General features: G+C 65.2%; 23 protein-coding genes and 1 pseudogene. 17 read left to right on the top strand and 7 right to left on the bottom strand.

Annotated features, from left to right (window positions below; genetic code table 11):
* The first annotated feature begins 20 nt into the window (after positions 1 to 20).
* From ABZW18_RS20480 to ABZW18_RS20450, 7 genes are all read left to right on the top strand, one after another.
* Positions 21 to 1,616: a type VII secretion protein EccB gene (locus ABZW18_RS20480; protein WP_356189291.1), complete on the top strand. Its 1,596-nt coding sequence runs from the start codon at positions 21 to 23 to the stop codon at positions 1,614 to 1,616.
* Between the two features lie 226 nt (positions 1,617 to 1,842).
* Complete coding sequence (locus tag ABZW18_RS20475) at positions 1,843 to 2,157, top strand: WXG100 family type VII secretion target (protein ID WP_356189267.1); 315 nt, start codon at positions 1,843 to 1,845, stop codon at positions 2,155 to 2,157.
* Positions 2,158 to 2,231: 74 nt separating this feature from the next.
* The gene (locus ABZW18_RS20470; protein ID WP_356189265.1) at positions 2,232 to 2,522 is read left to right on the top strand and encodes a WXG100 family type VII secretion target; all 291 of its coding nucleotides are present in this window, start codon (positions 2,232 to 2,234) and stop codon (positions 2,520 to 2,522) included.
* A gap of 79 nt (positions 2,523 to 2,601) precedes the next feature.
* The gene (gene mycP, locus ABZW18_RS20465; protein WP_356189289.1) at positions 2,602 to 3,966 is read left to right on the top strand and encodes a type VII secretion-associated serine protease mycosin; all 1,365 of its coding nucleotides are present in this window, start codon (positions 2,602 to 2,604) and stop codon (positions 3,964 to 3,966) included.
* On the top strand, positions 3,959 to 4,285 hold the full coding sequence (locus ABZW18_RS20460; RefSeq protein WP_356189288.1) for a hypothetical protein: 327 nt from the start codon (positions 3,959 to 3,961) through the stop codon (positions 4,283 to 4,285). Before mycP ends, ABZW18_RS20460 begins: the two co-directional genes overlap by 8 nt.
* A 52-nt stretch (positions 4,286 to 4,337) precedes the next feature.
* A complete protein-coding gene (locus ABZW18_RS20455) occupies positions 4,338 to 5,798 on the top strand; it encodes a hypothetical protein (protein WP_356189286.1) in 1,461 nt (486 codons plus the stop codon).
* Between the two features lie 91 nt (positions 5,799 to 5,889).
* Positions 5,890 to 7,215, top strand: a complete 1,326-nt coding sequence (locus ABZW18_RS20450; protein ID WP_356189285.1) for a S8 family serine peptidase — start codon at positions 5,890 to 5,892, stop codon at positions 7,213 to 7,215.
* A gap of 616 nt (positions 7,216 to 7,831) precedes the next feature.
* On the opposite strand, the gene ABZW18_RS20445 is transcribed toward ABZW18_RS20450, so the two are convergent.
* The 5 genes and pseudogenes from ABZW18_RS20445 to ABZW18_RS20425 form a co-directional block, all read right to left on the bottom strand.
* Positions 7,832 to 8,143 carry a hypothetical protein gene (locus ABZW18_RS20445; protein ID WP_356189283.1) on the bottom strand — a complete coding sequence of 104 codons (312 nt, stop codon included), beginning with the start codon at positions 8,141 to 8,143 and terminating at the stop codon, positions 7,832 to 7,834.
* A gap of 60 nt (positions 8,144 to 8,203) precedes the next feature.
* Complete coding sequence (locus tag ABZW18_RS20440; protein ID WP_356189281.1) at positions 8,204 to 9,328, bottom strand: hypothetical protein; 1,125 nt, start codon at positions 9,326 to 9,328, stop codon at positions 8,204 to 8,206.
* Between the two features lie 99 nt (positions 9,329 to 9,427).
* Positions 9,428 to 9,829: a hypothetical protein gene (locus ABZW18_RS20435; protein WP_356189279.1), complete on the bottom strand. Its 402-nt coding sequence runs from the start codon at positions 9,827 to 9,829 to the stop codon at positions 9,428 to 9,430.
* 354 nt (positions 9,830 to 10,183) lie between these two features.
* Positions 10,184 to 10,473, bottom strand: a pseudogene (locus ABZW18_RS20430) (IS1380 family transposase); the annotation flags it as partial.
* Between the two features lie 143 nt (positions 10,474 to 10,616).
* A complete protein-coding gene (locus tag ABZW18_RS20425; protein ID WP_356189277.1) occupies positions 10,617 to 11,060 on the bottom strand; it encodes a hypothetical protein in 444 nt (147 codons plus the stop codon).
* 122 nt (positions 11,061 to 11,182) lie between these two features.
* Here ABZW18_RS20425 and ABZW18_RS20420 point away from each other — a divergent pair, with 122 nt between their 5' ends.
* Together ABZW18_RS20420 and ABZW18_RS20415 are read left to right on the top strand one after the other, a co-directional pair.
* Positions 11,183 to 12,016 (top strand): helix-turn-helix transcriptional regulator, encoded by an 834-nt coding sequence (locus ABZW18_RS20420; RefSeq protein WP_356189276.1) that lies wholly within the window; start codon positions 11,183 to 11,185, stop codon positions 12,014 to 12,016.
* On the top strand, positions 12,013 to 12,213 hold the full coding sequence (locus tag ABZW18_RS20415; protein ID WP_356189274.1) for a DUF397 domain-containing protein: 201 nt from the start codon (positions 12,013 to 12,015) through the stop codon (positions 12,211 to 12,213). Before ABZW18_RS20420 ends, ABZW18_RS20415 begins: the two co-directional genes overlap by 4 nt.
* 229 nt (positions 12,214 to 12,442) lie before the next feature.
* Here ABZW18_RS20415 and ABZW18_RS20410 read toward each other — a convergent pair whose 3' ends face one another.
* Both ABZW18_RS20410 and ABZW18_RS20405 read right to left on the bottom strand, forming a co-directional pair.
* Positions 12,443 to 13,633, bottom strand: a complete 1,191-nt coding sequence (locus ABZW18_RS20410) for a hypothetical protein (RefSeq protein ID WP_356189273.1) — start codon at positions 13,631 to 13,633, stop codon at positions 12,443 to 12,445.
* 399 nt (positions 13,634 to 14,032) lie between these two features.
* Positions 14,033 to 14,518 carry a hypothetical protein gene (locus tag ABZW18_RS20405; protein ID WP_356189271.1) on the bottom strand — a complete coding sequence of 162 codons (486 nt, stop codon included), beginning with the start codon at positions 14,516 to 14,518 and terminating at the stop codon, positions 14,033 to 14,035.
* 446 nt (positions 14,519 to 14,964) lie between these two features.
* On the opposite strand from ABZW18_RS20405, the gene ABZW18_RS20400 reads away from it, so the two are divergent.
* The 8 genes from ABZW18_RS20400 (at position 14,965) to ABZW18_RS20365 (ending at position 23,828) form a co-directional block, all read left to right on the top strand.
* Positions 14,965 to 16,263 carry an RDD family protein gene (locus tag ABZW18_RS20400; RefSeq protein WP_356189269.1) on the top strand — a complete coding sequence of 433 codons (1,299 nt, stop codon included), beginning with the start codon at positions 14,965 to 14,967 and terminating at the stop codon, positions 16,261 to 16,263.
* A 245-nt stretch (positions 16,264 to 16,508) separates the two neighbouring features.
* Entirely contained in the window at positions 16,509 to 16,823 is a 315-nt protein-coding gene (locus tag ABZW18_RS20395; protein ID WP_356189267.1) for a WXG100 family type VII secretion target, read from the top strand.
* 74 nt (positions 16,824 to 16,897) lie between these two features.
* Entirely contained in the window at positions 16,898 to 17,188 is a 291-nt protein-coding gene (locus ABZW18_RS20390; RefSeq protein WP_356189265.1) for a WXG100 family type VII secretion target, read from the top strand.
* Between the two features lie 495 nt (positions 17,189 to 17,683).
* Positions 17,684 to 18,019, top strand: coding sequence for a hypothetical protein (locus ABZW18_RS20385; RefSeq protein ID WP_356189264.1), 336 nt, complete (start codon positions 17,684 to 17,686; stop codon positions 18,017 to 18,019).
* A 63-nt stretch (positions 18,020 to 18,082) separates the two neighbouring features.
* On the top strand, positions 18,083 to 19,513 hold the full coding sequence (locus ABZW18_RS20380; protein ID WP_356189262.1) for a hypothetical protein: 1,431 nt from the start codon (positions 18,083 to 18,085) through the stop codon (positions 19,511 to 19,513).
* Between the two features lie 91 nt (positions 19,514 to 19,604).
* Positions 19,605 to 20,930, top strand: a complete 1,326-nt coding sequence (locus tag ABZW18_RS20375) for a S8 family serine peptidase (RefSeq protein ID WP_356189260.1) — start codon at positions 19,605 to 19,607, stop codon at positions 20,928 to 20,930.
* Positions 20,931 to 21,495: 565 nt separating this feature from the next.
* A complete protein-coding gene (locus ABZW18_RS20370; protein WP_356189258.1) occupies positions 21,496 to 21,966 on the top strand; it encodes a hypothetical protein in 471 nt (156 codons plus the stop codon).
* 317 nt (positions 21,967 to 22,283) lie between these two features.
* On the top strand, positions 22,284 to 23,828 hold the full coding sequence (locus ABZW18_RS20365) for a hypothetical protein (RefSeq protein ID WP_356189256.1): 1,545 nt from the start codon (positions 22,284 to 22,286) through the stop codon (positions 23,826 to 23,828).
* Positions 23,829 to 23,860: the final 32 nt, after the last annotated feature.

Raw genomic sequence — 23,860 nt, 5'->3', positions numbered from 1 at the left:
GGCGGGGAGACAGGGCAACAATGGCATCACGTCGGGACGAGCTCAACGCTTACAACTTCGCACGCAAGCGGACGGTGGCGTCGTTCCTGAAACCCCTGCCCAACGGTTCGATGGAGAGCGCGCCCCGGCCGGTGCGCAACGTCGTGCCCACCATCGTGCTCGGCGTGGTGATACTCGTCGGTTTCGGGGCGTGCGGCCTCATCAAGCCCGCCGCGCCCAAGGGTTGGGACGACCCGGGCGTCAACGTCATCGTCGGTGACCAGTCCACGACCCGCTATGTGGTCCTGGGGGTCGACAAGGACGGCGACGAGACGTTCGAGAAGAAGCTGCTCCATCCGGTGCTCAACCTCGCCTCCGCCAGACTTCTCCTCAAGGACCCGAACAAGTTCCAGGTCGTCAAGGTGAAGGAGTCGGTGCTGGACGGGGCCGACGCACTGCAGCACGGGGCGACTGTGGGCATCCCGTACGCGCCCGACCGGCTGCCGAGCGAAGAGGATGCCCGCAAGAAGAAGACCTGGGCGCTGTGCGAGCGTCCGAGCGGGGGCAGTTCGCGCGCGAAGGCGCAGCGGGCCGTCTTCGTCTTCAGTGAGAACGACGACAACCGCAAGAAGCTGACGAGCACCAAAAAGGGCAAACTGGACGGCGATCAATCGCTGTACGTCGAGGACCCGGACGGCAAGGAGTACCTGGTGGACGGCCGAGGCGTCGCCCACCCGCTCGATGCGACCTTTGCGGCCAGGCGGAGTCAGCCGGTCTCGCCCGCGGTGAAGCAGGTCGAGGACCAGCTGCTTCGCAAGATCCTCTTCGGAGAGCTGGCGGAGCCGCAGAAGGTGACGCAGGAGTGGATGAACAGCGTCACCAAGAGCCCGCTCCCGATCTTCCTGCCGATGGTGGACGGTGTGGGCGAACCGTCGTCCACCACAGGCGCGCCGGAGGAACACCGCACCGTCGGCAAGGTGCTGGAGGCCAACGGCGAGCACTACGTCGTCCTCAAGAACGGGGTGGCGCTGGTGTCCGACTTCGTGGCGAAGCTGCTGCTCGAGGGGCGGGTGGGTCAGGCGGTCTACGACAGGGACCCCAAGGCGGTCCATGTGGGCGCGGCCAGCGTGACCGCCAACGAGCCGCCGTTCCTGGGAGACCGCCGGAAGGTGCCGTGGCCGACCGAGGTGACCACGCAGGCGAACACCAGGGAGAGCGGCGACCGGGTCATTTGCAGCGCCTACTACGGCGGTGACAAGCAGGTCGGCGGCGAGTCGACCGGGACCCGCGAGATGTCGACATGGGCGGGCGGCGACTACCCGGCGCCGATCGCCGACGGCAGCAGCAGCGCGTATGTGTCCCCCGGCAGCGGCCTGCTCTACAAGGAGGTCACGGGCGCATCGGCGGACGGGTCGACGTTCCTGCTGACGGACACCGGGCTGCGCTACTCGGTGCCGGCGAACAACGACAGCGCCGACAGCACGGGCACTGCCGACAAGGACGTGAACCAGTCGCAGATCCGGCTCGGGTACGGGGGCATCGCCTCTCCGGCGCTGGTGCCCAAGGAGTGGTCGCGACTGCTCTCGGCGGGGCCTTCGCTGGACACCAAGTCCGCGAGCCAGCCGCAGGGGTCTTGACGTCTTGACCGGGAAGTTCCGGAATTGGCCGGTCTTGCGATCAAACCGGTTGCATATAAGGCCAGTTGACGACTGTAGTGAACGCGTCACAATTGGCCTCCCGTCATTGGGGATGTCAGACCAGGTGGTTAGAGTTACAGAAGGCATCAACAGGCGATGCCGACCGTACGGGCGCTGCTTCGGCGGCCTACGGGCGACGTGCGAGTCTCATGGGGGACGTTGACCTATGGCTGGACAGTTCACTACCACCGAGGAGGAGATGGTCGCGTTCAGCGGCCGTATCTCCTCGGTCAACAGCTCGATCCAGGGCGAGATCAAGCGTCTGCAGACGGTGATCGACACGCTCACCGGTGGGTGGAAGGGCGCGGCGGCGAACGCGTACAACACCATGCAGACGCAGGTGAACGAGGACGCCAACAAGCTCAACCAGATCCTGATGGATATCAAGGAAGCGATCGACGCGACCACGAAGAACTATGTGGCCTCGGAAGAGGAGCAGCAGCAGATCGTGTCGAACTCGGGTGCTTCCCCGTTCGGATGATGGCGCGGCGCTGCGCGGCGGCGCCTGGTGCCCACTGAATCGACTCGTTCTCATCTACTCCCCGAGGAGACACCATGTCCGGCCCGATCCTCGTCAATTTTGCGACGATCACGCAGGGCGCCACTGACGTGCGCTCGACGGCAAGCAACATCAAGCAGCAGCTCGACGACCTGGAGAGTGGCGTCAAGAAGGTTGCGCAGAGCTGGGAAGGTTCCGCGCAGGAGGGTTACCGGCAGAAGCAGGCGGAGTGGGACAAGCGCGCCGCTTCGCTGCACGCGACTCTGGAGTCCATCGCCAAGGCGCTGGACCAGGCTGCCCAGAACTACCAGTCGACCGAGAGCAAGAACGCCAACATCTGGAACTGAGGCCCGCGCGGCCGACGGTTGAGCGACTGAGCGGGCCGAGCGGCCCGCACAGTGAGAGAGGGCGGGCGCGCTGTAATCGGTGCGCTCGCCCTTATTTCAATTATTTCAATATCCGACCCATGTACCTGCGCACCTGCTGACAGCAGGTGCGCTGTGTGCCGAGGGAGAGCAGAGAGAACCCGTGGGATTCCGCGTCGTGGGACACCGATCCGGACGCCGCCGCACCGGCGCACGAGCCCTGGCATCGGCGCTGTGCGCGTTCGGTCTGGCCTGCGCCACCGCGCTGCCGGCCACCGCGGACGACGGCGACGACGGAGTGCAGCTGAACAACGGCCAGTGCAACTTCCCGTCCGACCCGATCAAGGGGACACCTTGGTCCCTGCAGCGCCTGCTGACCAACCAGATGTGGGCCGATACCCAGGGAGAAGGCGTCACGGTCGCGGTCATAGACAGCGGCGTCGACAACGCGAACAGTCAGCTCAGGAGTGCGGTCGGCAAGGGTAAGGACTTCGTCGATAAGGGCGACGGCACCACGGACCCCGTCGGGCATGGCAGCAAGGTCGCCGGCATCATCGCCGCACGTCCGGTGCCTGGCACTGGCTTCTTCGGGATCGCACCCAAAGCAAAGATTCTCCCGGTCCGATCGAATGATGCCGAAGGCGGGGGCGAGGTCCCCGTCCTCGTGAAGGCGATCGACTACGCCGTCGCGCAGGATGTTGACATCATCAACATCTCGCAGGGCGCCACAGCGAACCTCCCGCCCGGCAGCTCCCTCGAGAAGGCCGTGGAGCGAGCCAAGGGAGCGGGCATCCTGGTCATCGCATCGGCGGGGAACAACGGAGCGAACGGCGAGAAAAAGTCGACCTTCCCGGCCGCGTTCGATGGGGTCCTGGGTGTGGCCGCCTCCGACCGCAACAACGAACGAGCCCCCTTCTCCCAGGCCGGCGATTTCGTCGATATCGCCGCGCCCGGGGTCGACATGGTCTCCACTGTTCCGGGCGGCGGCCACTGCGTGGACCAGGGCACCAGCTTCGCCGCTCCCTACGCAGCCGGTGTCGCAGCGTTGCTCAAAGCCAAGCACCCGAACTGGTCCTACGAAGAACTCATCTGGCACTTGGAGCAGACGGCCGACCGCGTGAGGCCGGACCGCGATGACAACATCGGCTGGGGTGTAGTGGACCCTGTCGCGGCGCTGAGCAACGACGACAAGCCGACAGGCGAGCCCACCCCGGACGAGAACTCTGCCGCGGCCGCCGGTGGCAATGGCGCGCAGCCCGCGACACTCACTCTCGGCGAGACCCCACAGGAACGCCGGGCTCGCTACGGCGTCTACGTCTTCACGGGCGGCCTGCTCGCGATCTGCACCATCGTCGGCTCGGGCATCGCCATCCGCGACTGGCGCCGCAAAACTGCATTCACGAACGGGGAGGCCATCAATGGCTGAAGAGTACAAGGTTGACCTCGATGCGCTGGACCAGGTCGTCAAGGAACTCAACGCAGTCCTCGGCGAAATGGGGGGCCCAGGTGGGCCGTGCACCAAGACGTACGAGGCCACGTACCTGCCGCCGAAGGCTTTGGGGAGCGGCTTCTCGGAGCAGCAGGAGCTGCACGACGCTCATACGAAAATGAAGAGCTACATAGAGACGCACATCGTCGATTTGATCAGGGATCTTATCGATGACTTCGGCAGCAAGTCGAAGAAGGTCAAGGAAACCTACGACGACTCGGAGAAGGTCAACACGAAGGAAACCTCGTTGAAGTGAAGCCGTCGAAGAGGTGGCTGGTGGCGGAGGGGCAGGAAATGGGGGCCATGAGATGACGAGTAAAGATGCTACGGCCGGTGGTGGTACCTGGTACACCCACGAGACGGCCTTCAATCAGCAGAACCTGGGCGGCATCAAACAGATGCTGGATGGAGCAAATCCCGGCCTGGTGAGGGACATTGCCCAGAACTGGCAGGACGTCCACGACCTGCTCATCGGTGCGGACGCGAACAGTGGAATCAAGAAAAAGTTCGACGATGCAGTGGCAAAGGTGCTGAAGACCTGGCACGGTAAGTCAGCCGACCGCTTCGCTGAGCAAGCTGGGAAGATCAGCGAGAATTTCAGCAACGGCGCTCCCTATGCCAAGCACGTCGCACAGGTGATGGGCACGGCAGCGAGCCAGTTGCAGAAGGCAGTTGACGAGATCACCCCCCTCGAAGAAGAGTGGAATTTCGGGGACGGTTTCGAGGATCTCCATGGCTTCACCATGTCGGATGGGGATTTGGACAAGCTCCTCAAAGAAGGAATGTCCACCGAAGGGGTTCTCAAGGGTTACGGCGGCGAGGGTGACGCTCCGGACGATCTGACGGACCACCAAAAGCTCAGGCTCCGGGCCGCCATAGCCATGGAGACGCTCGGGGCGCAGTACAAAGCGTCTTCGGCCAGCCTTCCGGAACCGGGACAGCCCATCAACGGCAAAATCCCCGAGAAGCCGGAGGATCCGACGGGCGGGCAGGGTCCGGGCGGAATCAACCCCGTGCCGACAGGCGTTTCTCAACGCCCCACAGCCGGCGCCAGAATGCCCTCCGGTGGGACCGGCTCAGGTGCTTCTTCCTCGATGAAGCCAATCAGCTTGCCTGACCAAGGTGGCATCTCCGGCGGGGCCAATATGCCGAAGCCGACGAGTCCGAGCATGCCTGTCAAGACCGGCCTCGACGGATTCACGGATGGAGGCGCCGGTGGTCTGGGTACGGGCGGTGGTCTCGGCACCAGTGGCGGTCTCGGCGGTGGCGTGGGATCCGGCGGTGCTTCCGGCGGCGCAGGAAGCGGTTCCGCTGTTTCCGGCATGCCTGGTATGCCGGGTGGTGCCATGGCCGGTGGCGGTCCCCGCGGCGGCGCGGGCGCGGGTGCGGGCACCGGGTCGCGCGGCAGCCGGGCCGGCATGCCGGGTATGGCCGGCGGCGCGGGCGCCGGTGCAGGCGCCGGGGCTGGGCGCGCCGGTGGCACCGGCCGCGGTGGGAGCCTGGCCCGGCAGGCTGGCGGAGTTGCCGGAGCGGCAAGGGGCGCGACCGGTGGAGGCGCGCAAGGTGGCTCCGGCCTGCACCGCAGTAGGGGTGGTACACAGGCCGGCACCCCAGGAGGCGGCAGAGGTGCAGGGATGATGGGCGCACCCGGGGCGCGCGGTGCCGGAGGCGGGGATGAGGGCCGCGGCGGTCAGCGTCCCGACTACCTCCTGGAGGACGAGGAGACGTGGACGCCGCAGCGTAACGTGGCTCCTCCTGTCATCGAGTAGGTAGCTGCCGAACGCGTAGTCGGCGGAAACGAGATGGGGCCCGCGGTCTTCGGGCTGCGGGCCCTGTTCTGGTATGGAGAGGTGTTACAGCATGAGCTTTACGCGGACGCTGCGTGCGGTGGGCGGCGCGGTGGTGGCGGGAGCACTGCTCTTCGGAACCGCGCCGGTCGCTTCGGCAGACAAGATCAGAGATGACCAATGGCCTTTGGAAGCCTTCGATGCCGATGCCGTGTGGAAGGAATCCACGGGCAAAGGCGTGAAGGTTGCCGTTCTCGATAACGGCGTAGACGGGACCCACCCTGATCTCGAAGGGAACGTGCTGCCGGGGAAGAAGCTGCTTGGCGGTCGAGCCGACCAGGAGTCGGTGGACGACCACGGCACGGGAATGGCATCGATCATCGCAGGCCATGGTCATGGTGCCAGTGGCGCGGATGGTGTGAAAGGACTGGCTCCCGATGCCAAGATCCTCCCAGTCGACATGATGAAGGAAGACGGTGGGGAGGAGCTCGTTCGCGGTGCCCTCGCCGAGGCCCTGACCTACGCCGTTGACGCAGGCGCGACGGTAATCAATGTCTCCTTTAACACATTTGCGCTGTCCGCTGACGACAAGGCGGCGATCTCCTATGCCCTCAAGAAGGATGTCGTCCTCGTAGCGGGCGCGGGCAACGAAAACTCGAACAGGCTAGGCACTCCGGCCGATGCCCCAGGCTTCGTCAGCGTTGGGGCAGTGGGCAAGGATCTTGAGGATTGGGAGGACTCCAACTCCAATCCGAAACTCACCTTGACGGCTCCAGGCGAGTACATCAGGTCCGCTGCTGCAACCACCCCTTACCAACTGACGAGCGGCACCTCGGATTCCACGGCTTACGTCTCCGGTGCTGCGGCCGTCCTGCGTGCGAAGTTCCCGGACCTCACCGCAGGCCAGATCATCAATCGTCTGGTGAAGACTGCTGTCCTGCCGGACTCGAAGAAGCACCTCAAGCTCCCCGACGCCGACTACGGCTACGGCATCATCCGCCCCTACTCCGCCCTCACCAAGGACATCCCCGCCGGCCCGAGGAACGGTCCGCTGGAGATGCCCAAGGACGTGGCCGCTGGTTCAAATGGGGCGGACGGCACCGATGCGAGTGGGAGCAACCAGGCTGAGGAAGAAAAGGGCTTGGCCACTGCCGCCATCGTTGGCATCGCCGCTGGAGTCCTGGTACTCATCGCCCTCCTCATCGTGGTCATCGTGCGCAAGAACCGGCGCAATGGACCGCCCCCAGGCGTCCCCGGAGGCTTCGGTCCGAGCGCCCCTGGCTTCCCGCCCCAGCAGCCTGGTGGGTACCCGCAGCAGCCCGGTGCGTATCCGCAGCAGGCTGGGCCGCCCGGCGCATACCCGAGTGCACCTCCCACTCAACCCCCGGGCCAGTACTAGTGACTTGAGTCAGAGATTCGGTGGCAGTAGGCGGACTCAGTGCGGGAGGTGGACTGGGTGGCGGCGGATTGACTGGTGGCTCGCGGTGGGACTGGCGAGGGCCCGGTGGCGGGCGCACCCGGTGCTTGCGGAGTAACACGAACGAGGAGAAGAGCCGAGGCCAGAGTCCTTACTACCTGACGGAAGATGAGGAGATGTGGACGCCGGAGTGTAATGCCGCTCCTCGTGTCATCGAGTAGGTAGCTGTCGCTGGCGAGGGTCGGCTGATACGACCTGGGGCCCGCAGTCTTCGGCGGGCCCCAAAATCTGTATGGAGAGGTGTTGTGGCAGGAGCTTCACGCGAACGCTGCGCCTGGCGGGCAACACAGCAGTGGTGGGAGCAGGAGCAGTCAAACCACGGCCCGCATCTACTCCTTACGGCGCCTGGTGAAAACGTAAGGATCACAAGTGCGACTGGCAAATACGGAACCGGAAGTGGCACCTCCGAGGCCACTGCGTTCCGCCGCTGCTGCTCTCCTGCGTGCCAAGTTCCCTGACCTGACTGCTGGTCTGCGAACGTCTGGACCGGAGGGAGGGGCAGTGCAGTGGCGCGAGGCCCAGGGCTCCAAGCTCCAGTTCAGTTCAGCATACTGAACAGTGATGTGCAGACGATCAAGCACGCCATCGAACCCACCAGCGCTACATACACGCGACGAGTCTGGTTCCGCCGCCAGGCGCGAATGATGACATAGAACCCCGTGTACATACCGATCAGATTCAGCACCGAGAGCCAGAGAAGCCCCAGATTCCTCGTCGAAACGTAGATGAAGATCCACGGGGACACCACGCCGAAGAAGATCAACGCATTCCTGTGGAAGGTGTACTTGCTTTGCGTAGGCCCCTCTCGCGGAATCGGATCTCCCATATCGGGAAGCTCTGGCATAGTCATGCTATTCCTCCATTGCCCGACAGCTGTCGGGCAGAGATCAACCCGGTCTGCACGGTGCGCCTATGCGACCCGGCTGTCGTAAGCCGAGCCGGGCACCGGGAAGCTATTAACACTATTACACGTTCCCGCTAGTACACCGTTAATAACTCCTGCCGCAGCATTGGTATATTTCATTGCCAAACCAAACCTTGCCGCCGCTTCTCCCCACCGCTCCATCACCCTCACGATTTGCAGTGCAGACATGGCAAAAAATCCTGCAGCCGCAGGGGCGCCGAAGACCGTGCCCGACGCCACTTGGCCGGCAATGAAGTTCAGCAATGCCTTGACGCCCAGATCAATGACATCCACCAAGTTGCCTTTGTAGAACTCCGCGAAAGCGTAAACTTCGCCGGAAATGCTCAAGTAGTTATCCTTGAGCGAGTTGAAAGTTTCCTCGAGAGTGAGAAGCTTGCTGCCGACTTCATCGAAATAGGCGTACGCAGCATCTGCCGAATTGCCCTGCCAGGTCGCGTCCAGCTCGATGTTACCTGCCTTGATATTCCGGGAAATCGCTCCGCAGAGATCGGCCAAAGATCCCCAGACATCCGCACAGTTCAGAAATGACTCCCAGTCTCCCGTCATCCAGCTAACGAAGTCTCCAAGCGGATCCCACCCGGTCATCACCTTGATGAATTCGAGAACTGTGGCGGAAGGGCTGGCAAAATCGAGAGCCGTTCCGGCGGCCTTCTCGAGCGGATGCTCCGAGAACTCCCCCACCCAGTCGGCTACGTACCCGTCCCCGCCACCGGGGGCCTTCAAATGCGAGCCGGCGTCTTCCATGTCCGCAAAATTTGCCGAAGTCCCCTTCGCCTCGCTGAGATCACCCTTTCGATCAGCCTTGCTCTGCGGGTAGGTAGCGTCGAGCTTTCGGGCCTGGTCCTCATCGGTCTGCTGATAATATTTGGCAGACTTGGAGAGCTCGTGCGAAGAAGTATCGAGGATGCGCTTGAATCCATTAAGGCATTTCTTCGCATCGTCCACATGCTGGCCGTGAGGCACGAAGACGCTCTGCCAGAGATCTCCAATCGAGTCTTCGATAGTGGCGTTTTTCTGCATGAAGTCAATGCCTGCCTGGATGTCCTCGTTCGCGCGAGATATCAGCTTTGCGTACCCATCCAGATCCGCAACATCTACAGCAAAACTCACGTTCTCCCCATCCCCCTTGGGTCTTGTAATAGATTGAAGCTGCCGCCGACGGGGGCTGCAGTGACGCTTAGGCTCGAATGCCGCACGACACGGGGCTACTTAGTACAGCGACCAGTTTTTCCCGCTGTGAGCGCCACCGGACTTCGAGTTCTGACGCTGCGCTGCGCGGCGCTCTTCCTCTATTTCACGTCGGTGCTCGTCGAGGGCCCGCTCACCTTCGACAGCACGGGCCTGGCGCTCAGCTTCAGACATCGCATCCCATTGCTCCCGAAAGGGCTGAGCCTTCTCGATCAGGGCATCGGTGTAACCAGAGGTTTCTGTGGCCTGGCGCAGACCGATACGACCGGAGAGGGTATCTTGAGCCATCTCCTTGAGCGTATCTCCCGCCCCCCCACCGGCAATCTGCTGGAGGGCCTTGCGCAGCGCACGTGCCTCCGCTGGGTCCTTGGCGACGTCCATGAACTCGGAGTCATCAACCTGCTTCTCTGGTTCGCTGGGCATAGCTATTCCTTCGGCGAGTGCGATTTTCCGTATGCCAACGGTACCCGAGATAGGAGAACTTGGGCCGCCACGCAACGGCCTCCGAGGGAAAGCCAGTTGTGCCAGTTCAGCGTATGCCTCACACTGGCCAGTTGGACAAAACGCAATACTTCAGACCGCCGAACGGCCCCACGGGGTCGACGAACCGACCGGGCTCCCTCCTAGGAGACCAGCCAGCACTGCCCACCGAAAGCTGGGCGTATGGCGTTCGTCCTGGACGTGTGCTCCCGGCTGATCGTCGGCTGGCAGGTCGCTTCACACATGCGGCACCGAACTTCCCCTGGACGCCCTGGAGATGGCCTTGCCCGCCAGGCGAACTTCCCGGGCGGTGGCTCTCGCCGAGCGCAGGCGGGCGAGTGCGGCGGGTCGATGCCGTCCAGCAGGCGCCAGGCGGCAGAAGTTGAGGCGACCGGGCCGAACACCTCCGCCTGGTCCCGCAGCAGGGCCAGGTCCGCCATCGCCTCGCCGCTGTCGGCGAGCGTCACCGCCAGATCGACCGCGATCCGGCCGGGGTCGTGCGCGGTACCACGCAGTCGCAGCCGACGCGGCGCGTGTGTGAACGCGCCGGTCAGGCCGGTGACATCGGCGAGATCGGCCAGCAGCTGGGTGTCGGGTAGCGGGGACGCATTGCTGCGTCCCCGCCCCCGCAGAACTGTACGTGCGCGTCATCCGCGCATACGGCTCAAGCAAGTCCCGAAGGCTCTCGGGAATATGATTCAACTTGGGCGTCAGCCGATCAACCGGCGACTCATGGGGACTCCGGCGGCCATCCGACCAATACGCACAAGGTCAGGTGCAGGAGCAGAGGGTGGACGAGGTGGTCGTCCACCCCCGGCGGGTAGCGCCAGGAGAGTGGCCAGGTCGCGCCCTCCAGCGCGGGTACGCCCACGTAGGAGTCGCGCTGCAACCGTTTTCTGCCGGTGAGCTGTTGTGCGTCGGTCGGCCAGCGACGGTGTCCGGTGCTGCCTACCGGCACCAGGAAGTAGACGAAGCGCTCTCCATTCGCCTGCTGGATGACGGGGCCAGGGCTGCCCGCGGTCAGCTGGGCGAGCTGGTCGGCCAGTTCGCGGCCCAGCCGGTCAGCGACGCGGATGGCGTCGAAGTGCACGCCTGCCTTGCGGAGTTGGATTCCTGACTCCGGAACCCAGGGCAGGTGGCGCGCCGCCCGTACGTCGTAACTTTCCGTGTTCATGAGACCACTTTCGGCCTCGATCTCTAGCGTCGACAGTGGTTGAGTGCCGATCCGCGGAAGCGTTCAGCCCTGCTCGTACGTGAGTTGAGACGATTTGAATCGGGTTTCAAGGGGTGGCCGGGATGGCACGGGCGGAGCGCAGAGGGACGGCTTCGGCGACGGCGCAGTACTTCGCCGAGATGGTGAGGACGTTGCGCGAACAGGCCGGGCTGACGCAGGAGGAGGTCGGCAAGCGCATCAACTACACCGGTGCGGCGATCAGCGCGCTGGAGAACTGCAAGCAGCTGCCCGGCGAGAAGATGCTCGCCGGGCTGGAGGACGTACTGGGCGGTGGGGCCGGGCTGCTGCAGATGGCGGGCAAGTACCTCGTACTCGACCGTTATCCGCCGTACTTCAAGGACTACGTGCTGCTGGAGGCAGCGGCGCTGAATGTTTCCTCCTACCAGACGCTGGTGATCGACGGCCTGTTCCAGACCGAGGAGTACGCCCGCGCGGTGCTCCGCTGCGGCTTCCCGCCGCGGAACGAGGAGGAGGTGGGGCAGCTGGCCGACGCTCGAATGGATCGCAAGGCGCTGTTCGACCGCAAGCCGGTTCCTCTGATCGAGCTGGTCCTCGAAGAGTCCGCGCTACGTCGGCAGATCGGGACGCATGAGGTGATGCGCGCTCAGCTCGCGCATCTCGCGGAGTGTGCCGCACGGCGCAATGTGACGGTCCAGGTGATCCCGCTGAACCGGGGCGCTCGCGGCGAACACGCCGGCCTCGACGGCCCCATGAAGCTCATCGAAACCCCAGAACACCATCATCTGGTGTATCTCGAATCACAGCGCAAGAGTCTGCTCATCAGTGACCGGGAAGAGGTGAGCGCGCTGGCGACGCGGTATGCGATGATCCGCGCGCAGGCCCTTGGCCCGGACGAATCCCTGGACCTCATCGAGCGGTTGGCAGGAGAGAGATGAACACCTTGCAGTGGTTCAAGTCGAGCTACAGCGACTCGGGCGGCGGGGACTGCGTCGAGGTCGCGATCCGGCCCGGTACCGCCGTCCACGTAAGGGACTCCAAGGATCCTTCCGGTCCGTCGCTCACTTTCGCCGCGGCGGAGTGGTCCGCCTTTCTGGCCTTCGCGTCGATTGTCGGCGCGTGGCAGGAGAACTGACCGGACCGGCGTCCGTTCGGACAGCTGGGCGCGGTCGGGCGGCCCCTTGCGTACGACGGTTGGTGTGACGGAGTTGCCCGTGCTTCAGCTTTGGCGTCCGTCAGCTTTGGCATCCGTCAGCTTCGGCGTCCTTCAGCTGAGCGACCGGGGCCCGGCTCCCGCGAGCATTCTTCCCGCATGTGCGGAGTATTCTCCGCGAGCACGGTCGGGGCCCCGGTCGGTCCACAGGTCACTTCTTCACGCGGATCTCATTGCGTACCTTGTTGGCGGTCTCGGCGAACTCGGCGGGAGATGGGGGCGTGGAGCCGGCCCTGTCCTTCCAGGTCACCAGGATGATCGTGCCGCCGTCGCCCAAGACGCAGTAAGCGCCCGAGGTCGCATCCGGCTTTGAGCTGCCGCACTTCATGGCGTCACCGTCGAAACCGCTCGGCGTCTGCTCGGTGGGCGGAGCGTCGACTCCCGACCCGAAGTCCCTGCTCACCGTGTCGACGGTCCGCTTCGGGTCCTTGATCGTGCCGTAGATGCCGAAGATGTACAGCTCTTCCTCTCCCGAACCGTCGTAGTAGGCGCCGACGGTCTTCCCGTCGGAGGCGATCTCCGGTTTCGAGCGCTTGCCGGCTTCGGACGGCTTGGCGGAGTTGAAGGTGTATTCACCGCCCAGCAGGGCATCCGGCTTGACCAGCTTGTATGCGGTGGGCGCGACAGCTGCTCGGTCCTTCGCGCTGTCGCCGGTGCCCTTCTTCACGCCTTCCAGGCACAGGACGACACTGGACCGGCTCCTGCGGCGGCCGCCACTCGAGGTCTGCTGATAGGCGCTGTACTTGGCCGGGTCGCAGACGGACATGTCCGAGTTGTTGTGCACCTGGGCGACTCGATACTGGGCGTCTGTGGAGGAGCAGTCCACCGCGTCGACGTCCACATCGGTCCCCGAGCCGGTCTTCTTCACGCAGTCGCCGACCTCCACCGCCTTGGCATCGGACTGGAAGAGCCATTCCCACCCCACCCTGAGCCCCCAGAGAGCGCCGATGGCGAGAGCGATGAGGAGTAGGTTCCTGATCGTGTAGTAGGCCTTCTTTCCGCCGTACGGATCCTGCTGGGGCGGTGGGCCGGGTGGGCCGGGTGGGCCGTACGGGCCGGGTGGGCCGGGTTGTCCGTACGGGCCGGGTTGGCCGGGTTGTCCGTACGGGCCTTGAGGACCGCCATAGGGGCCCTGGGGGCCGGGGCTCTGGGGGCCGGGGCTCTGGGGTGGCGTGGGACCCCATGGCTGCTGAGGCGGAGCCGGGTGACCGTAGCCGCCGACTTGCTGCGGCGGGGCCGGGTAGCCCGCCGGGCCGCCGGACGGCGGGGAGGCCGGGGGCGGGCCGTACTGGCCGGGGCCTTGTGCGTACGGGTTCGGGCCCTGCGGCGGCGGATAGGTCATCGGGCCCTCTCGAACTGGCTTGCGTCAGCGCATCATTGACGCCCGTACAGTAACGATGGGGTCTGACAGCCATGCACCCGGGTATCGGGCTCCGCCCCAGCCCCGGACCCGCGCCGGCCCCGCCGATTGTGCGTCAGTGATGCCGGATGGCCTCTGCACGGGTCTTGGGCGACGTTCCGTACGACGTACGAGCGGCGACAGTGAAGCCGGCCGTGCGGCAACCGGGAATCGACCGGCGACCAAGTACCCCGCGACCGATCAAGCGTTCCTGCCTGTCGGCACGGTCGGATCCTTCGACCCGCTGGGTACTCGGCTTGCCGCCATGGCGGTGGTGTTCTTACTTCTTGCCAGGTAGCACCGGGTTGCCCGTGGTGAAAGATGAGGTGGCGCGCCTGCGCGCTACTTCTTGAAGCTCTTTGCCCATTTACGGGAGGTGAGGACACCCCACAGCAGGAAGACCAGTCCGAAGCACAGCCACATGACGGAGCCCAGGGTCGCCCCCACACCGGTCTCCCGGAAGTACCCCTCAGCGCCCACAGAGCCCTCGACCACGTCGAGCTTCTCTCCGGCCGGGTAGTTCTCCGCATTCTCGAGCGGGCCACGCCGGTCGGCGCTCTCCGCTGCGCGAGGGGCGAAGGTGCCACGGCACTTGTAGTCGGGCCACTTGCCGCTGCTGGTTTCGTAGCAGTAGTCCACCGTGAACGTGCCGCGTGTGCCGACGAGGCCAGTGGCCTGCACCCCTTGAACGCTATTGACGATGACCGCTCCGGCACCGACGAGGGTGATCGCAAGACCCAACAGCAGCCCCACAATCCGCCATCCCCACGCCGGCTTCGATTCTCCTCGTCGCTTCTCGCTCGGCTTACGCGCTGTCTCTCCGCTCACCCGAACACCCTAAGTCTCCGGTGGGGTCAGCCTGGCAGCGGTGCCTGGGGCGTCAGCCCAAAGGGGCCGGGTTCGCCGCGCGGGGGCGGGTGGGCCTGCCGACGGCGAATGCACGGGTGCGCCCGAGGTACGGAGGGCCGGGACGGGGCATGTCATGCGCGGGGTGTCCGCCGAGGCGACGGGCCACATGGGCGCGCCCCTCGCGGCGCAGCAGTCGTACAAGCTCCTCCAGGCCCGCGCCGCCGTATGCGCACACCGCGGTGCGATCATTTCCCGGGGACATCCGCGAGCTTGTCGATCACCAATTGCCACCAATTGCCACCGAATCCGTGGACAAGCGCTGTCACTCGAAGTGTGTGACGCCAATGGCGTGGACGGCGGCGGTGGACGATTCGTTGGCGCGAGCCGGAGGTCAGTGAAGAGATGCGGGTGGAGGAAGTCTTCGGATGAGCAGCAGGACACACGGGGATCGGCGGCAGCAGGAGGCGCAGGAGAGGGCGGCGCATATGGTGCCGCCGGGTGAGCATCTGGTGGGTCTCCACCGGGTGACGGCCGCGGTGAGCATGCCGGAGCCGCCGAGGAAGCGGCGGGCAGTCGTGTTCAAGGGCCGGCGGATGGCGGGCGACCGGTTGGTCGGAGTGGTCTACGTCCTGATGCGGATCATTACGCTCCGGTGGAACCCCGTCGACGCGGCCTACGGAAAGGGAGAGCAGCGGGACCGCTGGGTGGGCCAGCCGTTCTTCGGGGGCTGGGACAGTGCTGCGGGCCAACTGGTGTGCGGACTGTTTCCCCTGACGGGAACAGGTGCGGTCCGCTTCCTCGTGCTGACCGATCGCCGTTTGCAGGTCGCTTACGTGCAGAAGGCACGGCTCGGAAGGCGGCTGGGCCGGCACGCGGAGCCTGGTTGGGCTCTGGACCTGCGCCAGGTGGTCTGGATAAGGGACCGGAGTGATGTCAGGGGCGGTACGCACGAGATCGGATTCCTGGACGGGTCCTGGGCGACCGTGTTCCTCCAGGGCGACGGGTGGAGCCGGTTTGCGAACCTCTTCCCGCACACGCTCCGTCACACCGATCCGATTCCGTCCACGACAGCGCATTCGTCCACGACAGCGCATGCAACGGCGGCCGCTTCCCGATCGCCGGAGCCGTCTTATCGGCAGCCGGCTCAGCAGCCGGTCCATCAGCCGTCCTACGGCGCGTCCAATCCGTACGCCCAGCAGCCGTCGCCGGCGTACGGTCAGCCGCACCCGTACGTCGAGCCGCAGCCGTACAACCAGCCGCATCCGTATGCCCAGCCCATGTCGGATCCGCGGTTCCAACCGCCGTCCACGCAGCCGATCCGTGTACCGGAATCGGCAGGCGACATCCGGCGCAACTTCGCGATCCTCATCGACGGGTTCCTCGCGCTCGTGGTCGGTGCCGTCTGGGCCGGGTCACGGTTGAGCCAGACCACGGAGTCCCCGATTCTGGTCGCCATCGGCTGCGCGCTGGGTCTGTCGCTCCTCAACCACGTAGTACTCACACGGCTCGTCGGGGCGAGCGTGGGGAAGCTGGTGTTCTTCATGCGGGTCGTACGCGAGGAGGACGCCGGCCGGCCCCGCGTCCTACGGCTGACCCAGCGCTGGTTGGCGGGCTACGCATGGTTCGTAATCCAGGGCGTCTTGTCCATTTGGGCCGCAGATGAGGACAACGAGGATCTTTGCGGAGTCCGACTCGTGGCGTTGCGGGATCTTCGAGGCGCTTGATGACGAATGGGGGCGGCAGTACGAACCGACCAGGCCGTCACGGGACGGCATCTTGCTCTCAAAAGGGTTGCGGATGATGGTAGTTGGGCGTTGTAGTTGAATAGATGACGATCAACATCCCCCATTGGGCTCTGTCAGTGGGGGTGGCTAGAGTGATAACAGGCATCAAGTGGTGTCGGCCGCGCGGTGATCTCTGTGACTCGGCGCGGAATGAGCTCCGAGAGTCTCATGGGGGACGTTGACCTATGGCTGGACAGTTCACTACCACCGAGGAGGAGATGGTCGCGTTCAGCGGCCGTATCTCCTCGGTCAACAGCTCGATCCAGGGCGAGATCAAGCGTCTGCAGACGGTGATCGACACGCTCACCGGTGGGTGGAAGGGCGCGGCGGCGAACGCGTACAACACCATGCAGACGCAGGTGAACGAGGACGCCAACAAGCTCAACCAGATCCTGATGGATATCAAGGAAGCGATCGACGCGACCACGAAGAACTATGTGGCCTCGGAAGAGGAGCAGCAGCAGATCGTGTCGAACTCGGGTGCTTCCCCGTTCGGATGATGGCGCGGCGCTGCGCGGCGGCGCCTGGTGCCCACTGAATCGACTCGTTCTCATCTACTCCCCGAGGAGACACCATGTCCGGCCCGATCCTCGTCAATTTTGCGACGATCACGCAGGGCGCCACTGACGTGCGCTCGACGGCAAGCAACATCAAGCAGCAGCTCGACGACCTGGAGAGTGGCGTCAAGAAGGTTGCGCAGAGCTGGGAAGGTTCCGCGCAGGAGGGTTACCGGCAGAAGCAGGCGGAGTGGGACAAGCGCGCCGCCTCGCTGCACGCGACCCTGGAGTCCATCGCCAAGGCGCTGGACCAGGCTGCTCAGAACTACCAGTCGACCGAGAGCAAGAACGCCAACATCTGGAACTGAGGCCGCGCGGCCGACGGTTGAGCGACTGTGCGGGCCGAGCGGCCCGCACAGTGAGAGAGGGCGGGCGCGCTGCAACCGGTGCACTCGCCCTCATTGCCCTCTATCCGAGCCCTCTATCCGACCCGTGTACATCGGTGCGCAGCAGTCATCCGGCACATGGAGCCAACAGTGACAGTGGACGGGGTGAGGCGGGACAGCGACGATAGCCTCGGTTGGGGGCTCGTCGACAAGGCCAACATGCGGAGCAACGATGACATGCGGGTAGGCCTACCGGGCGTCAGGCCCGTTCCGGACGCGGACCACGTCGCGGCTGTCGGTGCAGGCGTCCAGTCGTCCGGTCACGTCCGTGGCGAGATCCGCACGAACCGTGCTCCTGCAGCGGTGTCCGGGGTGCGGCCGGAGGACTGCTCATGATCTACCTCTTGGCCGGTGCGGGTGTCTCCATTCGCGACTGGCACCGAATGAACCCATCCACCACACACGGGGAGGCCATGAATGGCTACGGAGCAGTACAGGGTTGACCTGAGCGCACTCGAGAACGTGATCACGAAGCTCAATGGCGTACTGAAGGACTTGGGTAATGCGAACGCAGACACCAAGTACAAGACGTTCTTGTCTCCCAGTGCGCTTGGCGCCGACGCGCCTGGCGGTTCTTTCATCGAGGCACGCAAACTGACCGGTGCTCACCAGGACATGAAAATTCATATTGAGCAGATCATCGCTCACCTCAATGAAGTCATGGACGAGTTCGGGACGAAGACCAAGAAGGCGCACGGCAGTTATCAGGACCGGGACGCCGAGGTCATCACCAACATGTCGGGTGGCGCGTGACGATGTGGTGGGGGACAAACGAGATACCGGTAACTGGGCGCAGCGAGAAGGGGGACTTCTGACATGAGCGGCTACGAATACAAGTACTACCCGGCGACCATGTGCTTCAACGCCGAGCACGAAACGAACTTCGCCGAGATGGACATGGACACCATGAAGGCGATGGTCTCCGCATCGAATCCCAGCGATGTGCACGACGTCGCCCGGGGATGGGCCGAGGTCTACAACCAGCTGGTGGGCGGTAGCGCGGCCGAGGGGAGCGGGGGCGGCGGCGGGATCAAGAAGATCTTCACCGCCGCGGTCGACGAGGTACTGAAGGACTGGGAAGGGGACGCTGCGGAGAGCTTCCAGGCCCAGGCCAAGAAGATCTCCAAGAAGATCTCCGACGGTGCTGAGTACGCCCGGTACACCTCAGTGGCGATGGGGAACGCTGCGAGCGCACTGGAGAGGATCAAGCCCGAAGTCGAGGCCATGGAGAAGCCCGGTACGGCGTCGAGCGCCTGGGACAGCGCTACTGACTGGGACCGGGACGACTCGGGGCTGAAGCGTGACCTCGCCGATGGCAACAAGACCACGGAGGAGGCGCTGGACGGCAATCGCGACGACCTCTCCAAGGGCAAGGAGCGCCAGCTGGAGATGGCCGTCAAGATGGAGCAGTTGGGCGCGGCTTACTCTTCCCAGTACAAGGCGATGGGGACGTGGCAGCGCCGGTCAAAGCAGGAGACGGAGGAGGACTACCCGGGTGAGCCGGGCGGTACGGCACCCGTCCCGGCAGTTCTCCCTGGGGGCCCGTCGAGTCCTAAGTCCGTAAATGCGGGGTCCACGAATTCCGCTGGAAAGGGCTCCGGCTACGCATCCTCCAGCGGCCTCAACTCGCCTCGCACGGCGGGCATCACCGGTGGCGTGCACAGCGCGCCGAAGCCGGGTTCTCAGATTGGGACCGGGCTCAACGGCGTTTCAGGGGGTGCTGGCGGAGGTCTTGGTCCCGGCGGAGGAGGGGGGCTCGGCGGTGGCTTGAACGCGGGCGCTGGTAACCCCGGAGCGGGGCCTGGAACCATTGGCACGCCCGGTATTCCGGGTGGAGGAGTCGCAGGCGGTGTCACTCGCGGTGGTGCCGGTGCGGGTGCGGGCACGCGTGGCGGGCGTACCGGTGCGCCGGGAATGGGCGGCGGGGCTGGTGCCGCCGGCGCCGGCAGCGCCAAGGGCGCAGGAGGCCGTGGCAGTCTGGCGCGTCAGCCAGGCGGTGTCATCGGCGCTGGGAAGAACAAGCCCGGCGCCGGACCGCAGGGTGGTTCCGGTTTGCACCGGAGCCGTGGCGGTGCGCAGGCGGGGGCCCCTGGTGCGGGCCGGGGCGTGGGCATGGCAGGTGCGCCCGGTGCTCGCGGAGCCAACGAGAACGATGAAAAGGCCCGCGGCAAGCGTCCTGACTACCTGGTGGAAGATGAGGAGACCTGGGCTTCGGGGCGTAACGTGGCTCCTCGTGTCATTGAGTAACTAGCTGTCGGGCGACCGGTCGGCGGAAACGAGATGGGGCCCGCGGTCTTCGGGCTGCGGGCCCTGTTCTGGTATGGAGAGGTGTTACAGCATGAGCTTCACGCGGACGCTGCGTGCGGTGGGTAGCGCGGCAGTGGCGGGAGCACTGCTCTTCGGAACCGCGCCGGTCGCTTCGGCAGATCAGGTGAGAGAAGACCAGTGGGCGCTGAAGGCATTCAAGGCTGAAGACATCTGGCGCATCTCCAAGGGGAAGGGCGTGACCGTTGCTGTCATTGACGACGGGGTCGACGCTCAGCACCAGGACTTGAAGGGGAATGTCCTCAGCGGTAAGGACTTCATCGATGGAGGGTCTGCTGATCCGGAGGGCGGGGACACTCACGGAACCCATATGGCCGGGATCATCGCTGGACACGGTCATGGCGCCGGGGCCGCGGAAGGCGTGATGGGGCTGGCCCCAGAGGCCAAGATTCTACCCATCCGCGACAGCGGTCTCAAGGGTAAGGGATTTGGTCCCTCGATTCGCTATGCCGTGGATCAGGGTGCGTCGGTAATTAACATCTCTCAAGGGGGCAGCGATTCCTCCGGTGATGCCGAGGCGATTTCATATGCCTTGAAGCATGACGTCCTAGTAGTGGCTAGCTCCGGGAACGAAGGAGCGGGCCCTGAGGTTGAGAACTACCCTTCGCAATATCCGGGTGTGGTTGCTGTTGGTGGGGTGAAGAGTTCTGGCGAGCTGTGGGAGGGTTCAAATTACGGGCCGTCTCTCATGCTGACTGCGCCCGCTACCGGAATCGTCTCGACGGGAGGCCGTACGAAGTCCTTTCCCTACGGGAAGGGCTCAGGCACCTCGGACGCCAGTGCCTACGTCTCCGCCACAGCAGCTCTCCTGCAAGCGAAATTCCCTGACCTGACCGCAGGGCAGATCGCCAACCGACTCGTGAAGACCGCGGGGCTTCCGGCTTCCGCCAAGGAACGATCCCTTCCGGACGAGAAGTACGGCTACGGCTTCATCCAGCCGCTGGCAGCGCTCGAGCGCGACATCCCCGCCGGCTCGAAAAATGGCCCCCTCAAGTCGCCTGCGGCCTCGTCGTCGGAGTCGGGCGATGCGGCACCTGAGAACTCGGGTCCCAACTCCGGAAGCACCGGGTCCGAGGAATCTGAGAGCGACATCAGCCTCGCGCCCATCGCCTTGGGCGTTCTCGCCCTCCTGGTCGTTGCTGCTGTCGTGGTGATCGTGGTCGTGAAGCGTAGGAAGGGTCGCAACGGTCCTCCGCCCGGAGGTCCTGGCGGGTACGGAGGTTCTGGCGGGTACGGAGCCCCCAGCGGTTACGGAGCACCGGGCTCCCCCGGCCCCTACGGAGCGCCCCCGCAGCCCAACCAGGCTCCCCCCGGGTCGTGGTCGAACCAGCAGCAGTGAAGGTGGCGCTACCTTGCGATTGAGCACTTCGGCTGTACGGCAATCGCTTTGAGCCTGCTCGGCAGCGCTCACCTCGTGATGGCTGTCGGCCGGCCATGGCCCGCTGTCCTGCGGTCCGGAGTGAAGGGGGAGCCGGTTGCCGATTGAGAATTGTTGTGAGAGCACCCGCCCATACGGCCAGGCGCACAGTCGGCCTACAGCGGCACCGCCCACGTGCCCATCGGTAGGGCGGCGTGACGTAGATTCCTCATCGGCTGACGCGCCCATCACTCGCCACCTGCCTCGAGGCGGTCCGCTCGCGTACGCGAACCGGCCCGACCCGAAGCTACGATGAGCGGCTGGCGGAATCGGCGCCTACGGGCGGACGGTCCGTGCTGGAGGCATTCGGATGAGACTGCGAGCTGCAATTCGGTTCCGTGGTGTGCCGTTCAAAGAGGCGAAGACGAGGGCAGCACAGGTACTGCCTGCCGGTGAGCGGCTGCTGGAGAGCCAGTTGGTGTGGCCCGGGCAGCGCTTGCCGAAGCCGCGCAGGTGGCGTCGGCCGCGTGTCCTTCGGGGACTACGGATGCCCGGTGACCGGTGGGAAGGGGCAAAGTCGCTGATCGGGCGACTCTTCGTTCTTGAGGGCGTTGTTTCGAGCCTTGGCCTCGACTTGCTGTTCGAACGGGAACGCAAGCGAGGCAAACCGCTCAAGGGTGGATGGAAGAGCCTGGCCGGACAGTTCGCCGCGGCGTTGCACCCCCGTGCGAAGACGACAGGTGTAGTTCACGTCATTCAGCTGACTGATCGGCGGCTATGGATCACGTATGTCCAGCGCGGCCGCCGGAACGGCGATCTGGGCGAGGTGGAGCCCGGCTGGAGCGTGGACATCCGACAGGTTGCATGGCTGCGTGACCGTCGCGACGTCGCACCCGACAACCACGAGATCGGGTTCGTGGACGGCTCATGGGCCGGGGTGCATTTCTCGGCGCCGGGTTCGATCTCGTTCATCGAGTTCTTCCCGCGTCGGCTCCGGCACGACGAACCGGTTCCCTGAGGGAGCCGACTGCCCGTCCACGAGTTGGCTCGGCCCCGGCGGACCTGCCCGCGCGGCAGACGGTAGACGGTAGCCGGTTTATAGGAATTCGGTTGCCTGACGCAGGGCCCCGATTGCTGTGCCTTGGGCTCGGGGCGCACCTCGAGCCCAAGGCAGGTGCGAGGTCTTGGGGGTTGATCGTGGACGCCGAGGCTCCGGCTCGTGAGCCGGGGAGTTCGTTGCCGACCGCCTCGGCAACCGGTCGGCAATTGCCTCAGCAGTCGGCTCGGCACGCCTGCGTACGGTCGCTCAACGTACGCAATTCTGAAAGGGAAACAGTGGAGCAGCACAGGAATGCCGTCCCACCACCGGTCGGCAAGGTCGCGTCAGGCGCCCAGCCTGAACCACCGCGGCTGCGGCCACTACGGCGCTGGGCGCTGTGGCTGTCCGTCGGTGTCGGACAGGTGGTCGGCGTCTTCGGGTCGGTGACGGTCCTTGCCTTCATGGCCGGTTGGTTGTTTCTGACGGACCTCGACCAGCGGTATTCGTTCGTCATGCGCTGCCTTGGGATTTTGGCGTTGCTTGCCGTCCTGGTCATGTTCTGCACGCTGGCCGCCGGCAAGGTGTGGCTCAGCGATACGTACGCATACGCGGCCCACCGCGCTGGGCGCGACGGCAGCGTTCAGGCCGGGATCATTCCGCCGCTGCCGCAGAGAATGCCGGGTGGACGGTTCGCCCGTTGGCGGCGGGCTGTGTTCTGCGTGTGTCTGGTGACGGTCGCTGTCGGCTGGTTCGCCCTGGCCGTGGGAGGGCGGCAAGTGTCACCGGAGGTGCAGGAGATCGACTCGGACGGCACCGCGGTCGTCAGGACTGTTCCGATCGAGCGGATCCGCTCGTCGGAGTTCCAGGACGCCGACGCTGGCTTCTACGCCTCGCGGATCCATGTCGCCGTACCGACGGAATACGGAACCGAGGAAGCGGACGTCGACATCACCGGCGGCTCGCGCCCGCGTGCGGGCGAACGAATAGCGGTGCTCTACTCAACTGAGTCCGTGCTACGCGGCATTCTGGCCGGAGAAGAGCAAAAACTGCGTGCTGAGCTCACCGGAGAGGCGTTCACGCCGCTGGAACGATGGATCGTCTTCGGCTGCTGGATGCTCATGACGGCCGGCGTACTCACGGTGCTCTCGTACGAATCGCGCCCTGGCCGTCGCCCTCGCCGGATCGAGGCCGACGGTCTCGCTCTCCGGGCGACGGTCCGTGGTGGCTCGACGTGGACCCTGGACCGGGGAGCGGACGAGGCACAGCCGGCGCACATGGCACGCCCAGCACGCGCAGCGCGCCCGGCATCAGGAACCCACCACTGCCTCACGCTGGACTCGGAGGCCGGGCCGGTCCCGTTCATCGTCGACTCCGCTGCCGGGAAGGAACTCGCCGAAGCGCTCGGCGACGAAGCTGGCTGGCTGTACCGGGACCTGCGGGGCAGTACGGATCTGTTCGCCGTGGCGGTGCTGGTAGGAGACAGCGGTTGGTGCCTGCACGGCAGGCTTCCTGTCACCGCCCTCGACGCCGCAGCCGCCGGCGCCCGCAGCGCGTCAGACGTTGCCGATTCCGGCCGTCGGGTCCGGCACCTCGACCCCCGAGCGGGCTGGCCGGCTCGGATGACCCGTGGTGTCCTCTCGTTGGTTTTCGTCTGCCTGTTCTTCGGGCTTCTCATGGTCCAGGACGGTGACTGGGAGCTCGAGAGCAACGGACAGCGCTGGATGATCGCAGTGTTCAGCGCCGCCTTCACCCTGGCCCTCTACGGGCAGTACATCAGGGCCATCAAGCCTCCGCCCGTGGTGCGGAGTGGGAGCGAGGACGTGCCGGAGGCGTTCGGATGAGCAAGACAAGTCTGAGGGCCACGTTCAGGGGC

It is taken from the genome of Streptomyces sp. NPDC004647 (assembly GCF_040609575.1).
Classification (GTDB): domain Bacteria; phylum Actinomycetota; class Actinomycetes; order Streptomycetales; family Streptomycetaceae; genus Streptomyces.
This window is presented reverse-complemented; position numbering and strand designations above follow the sequence as displayed.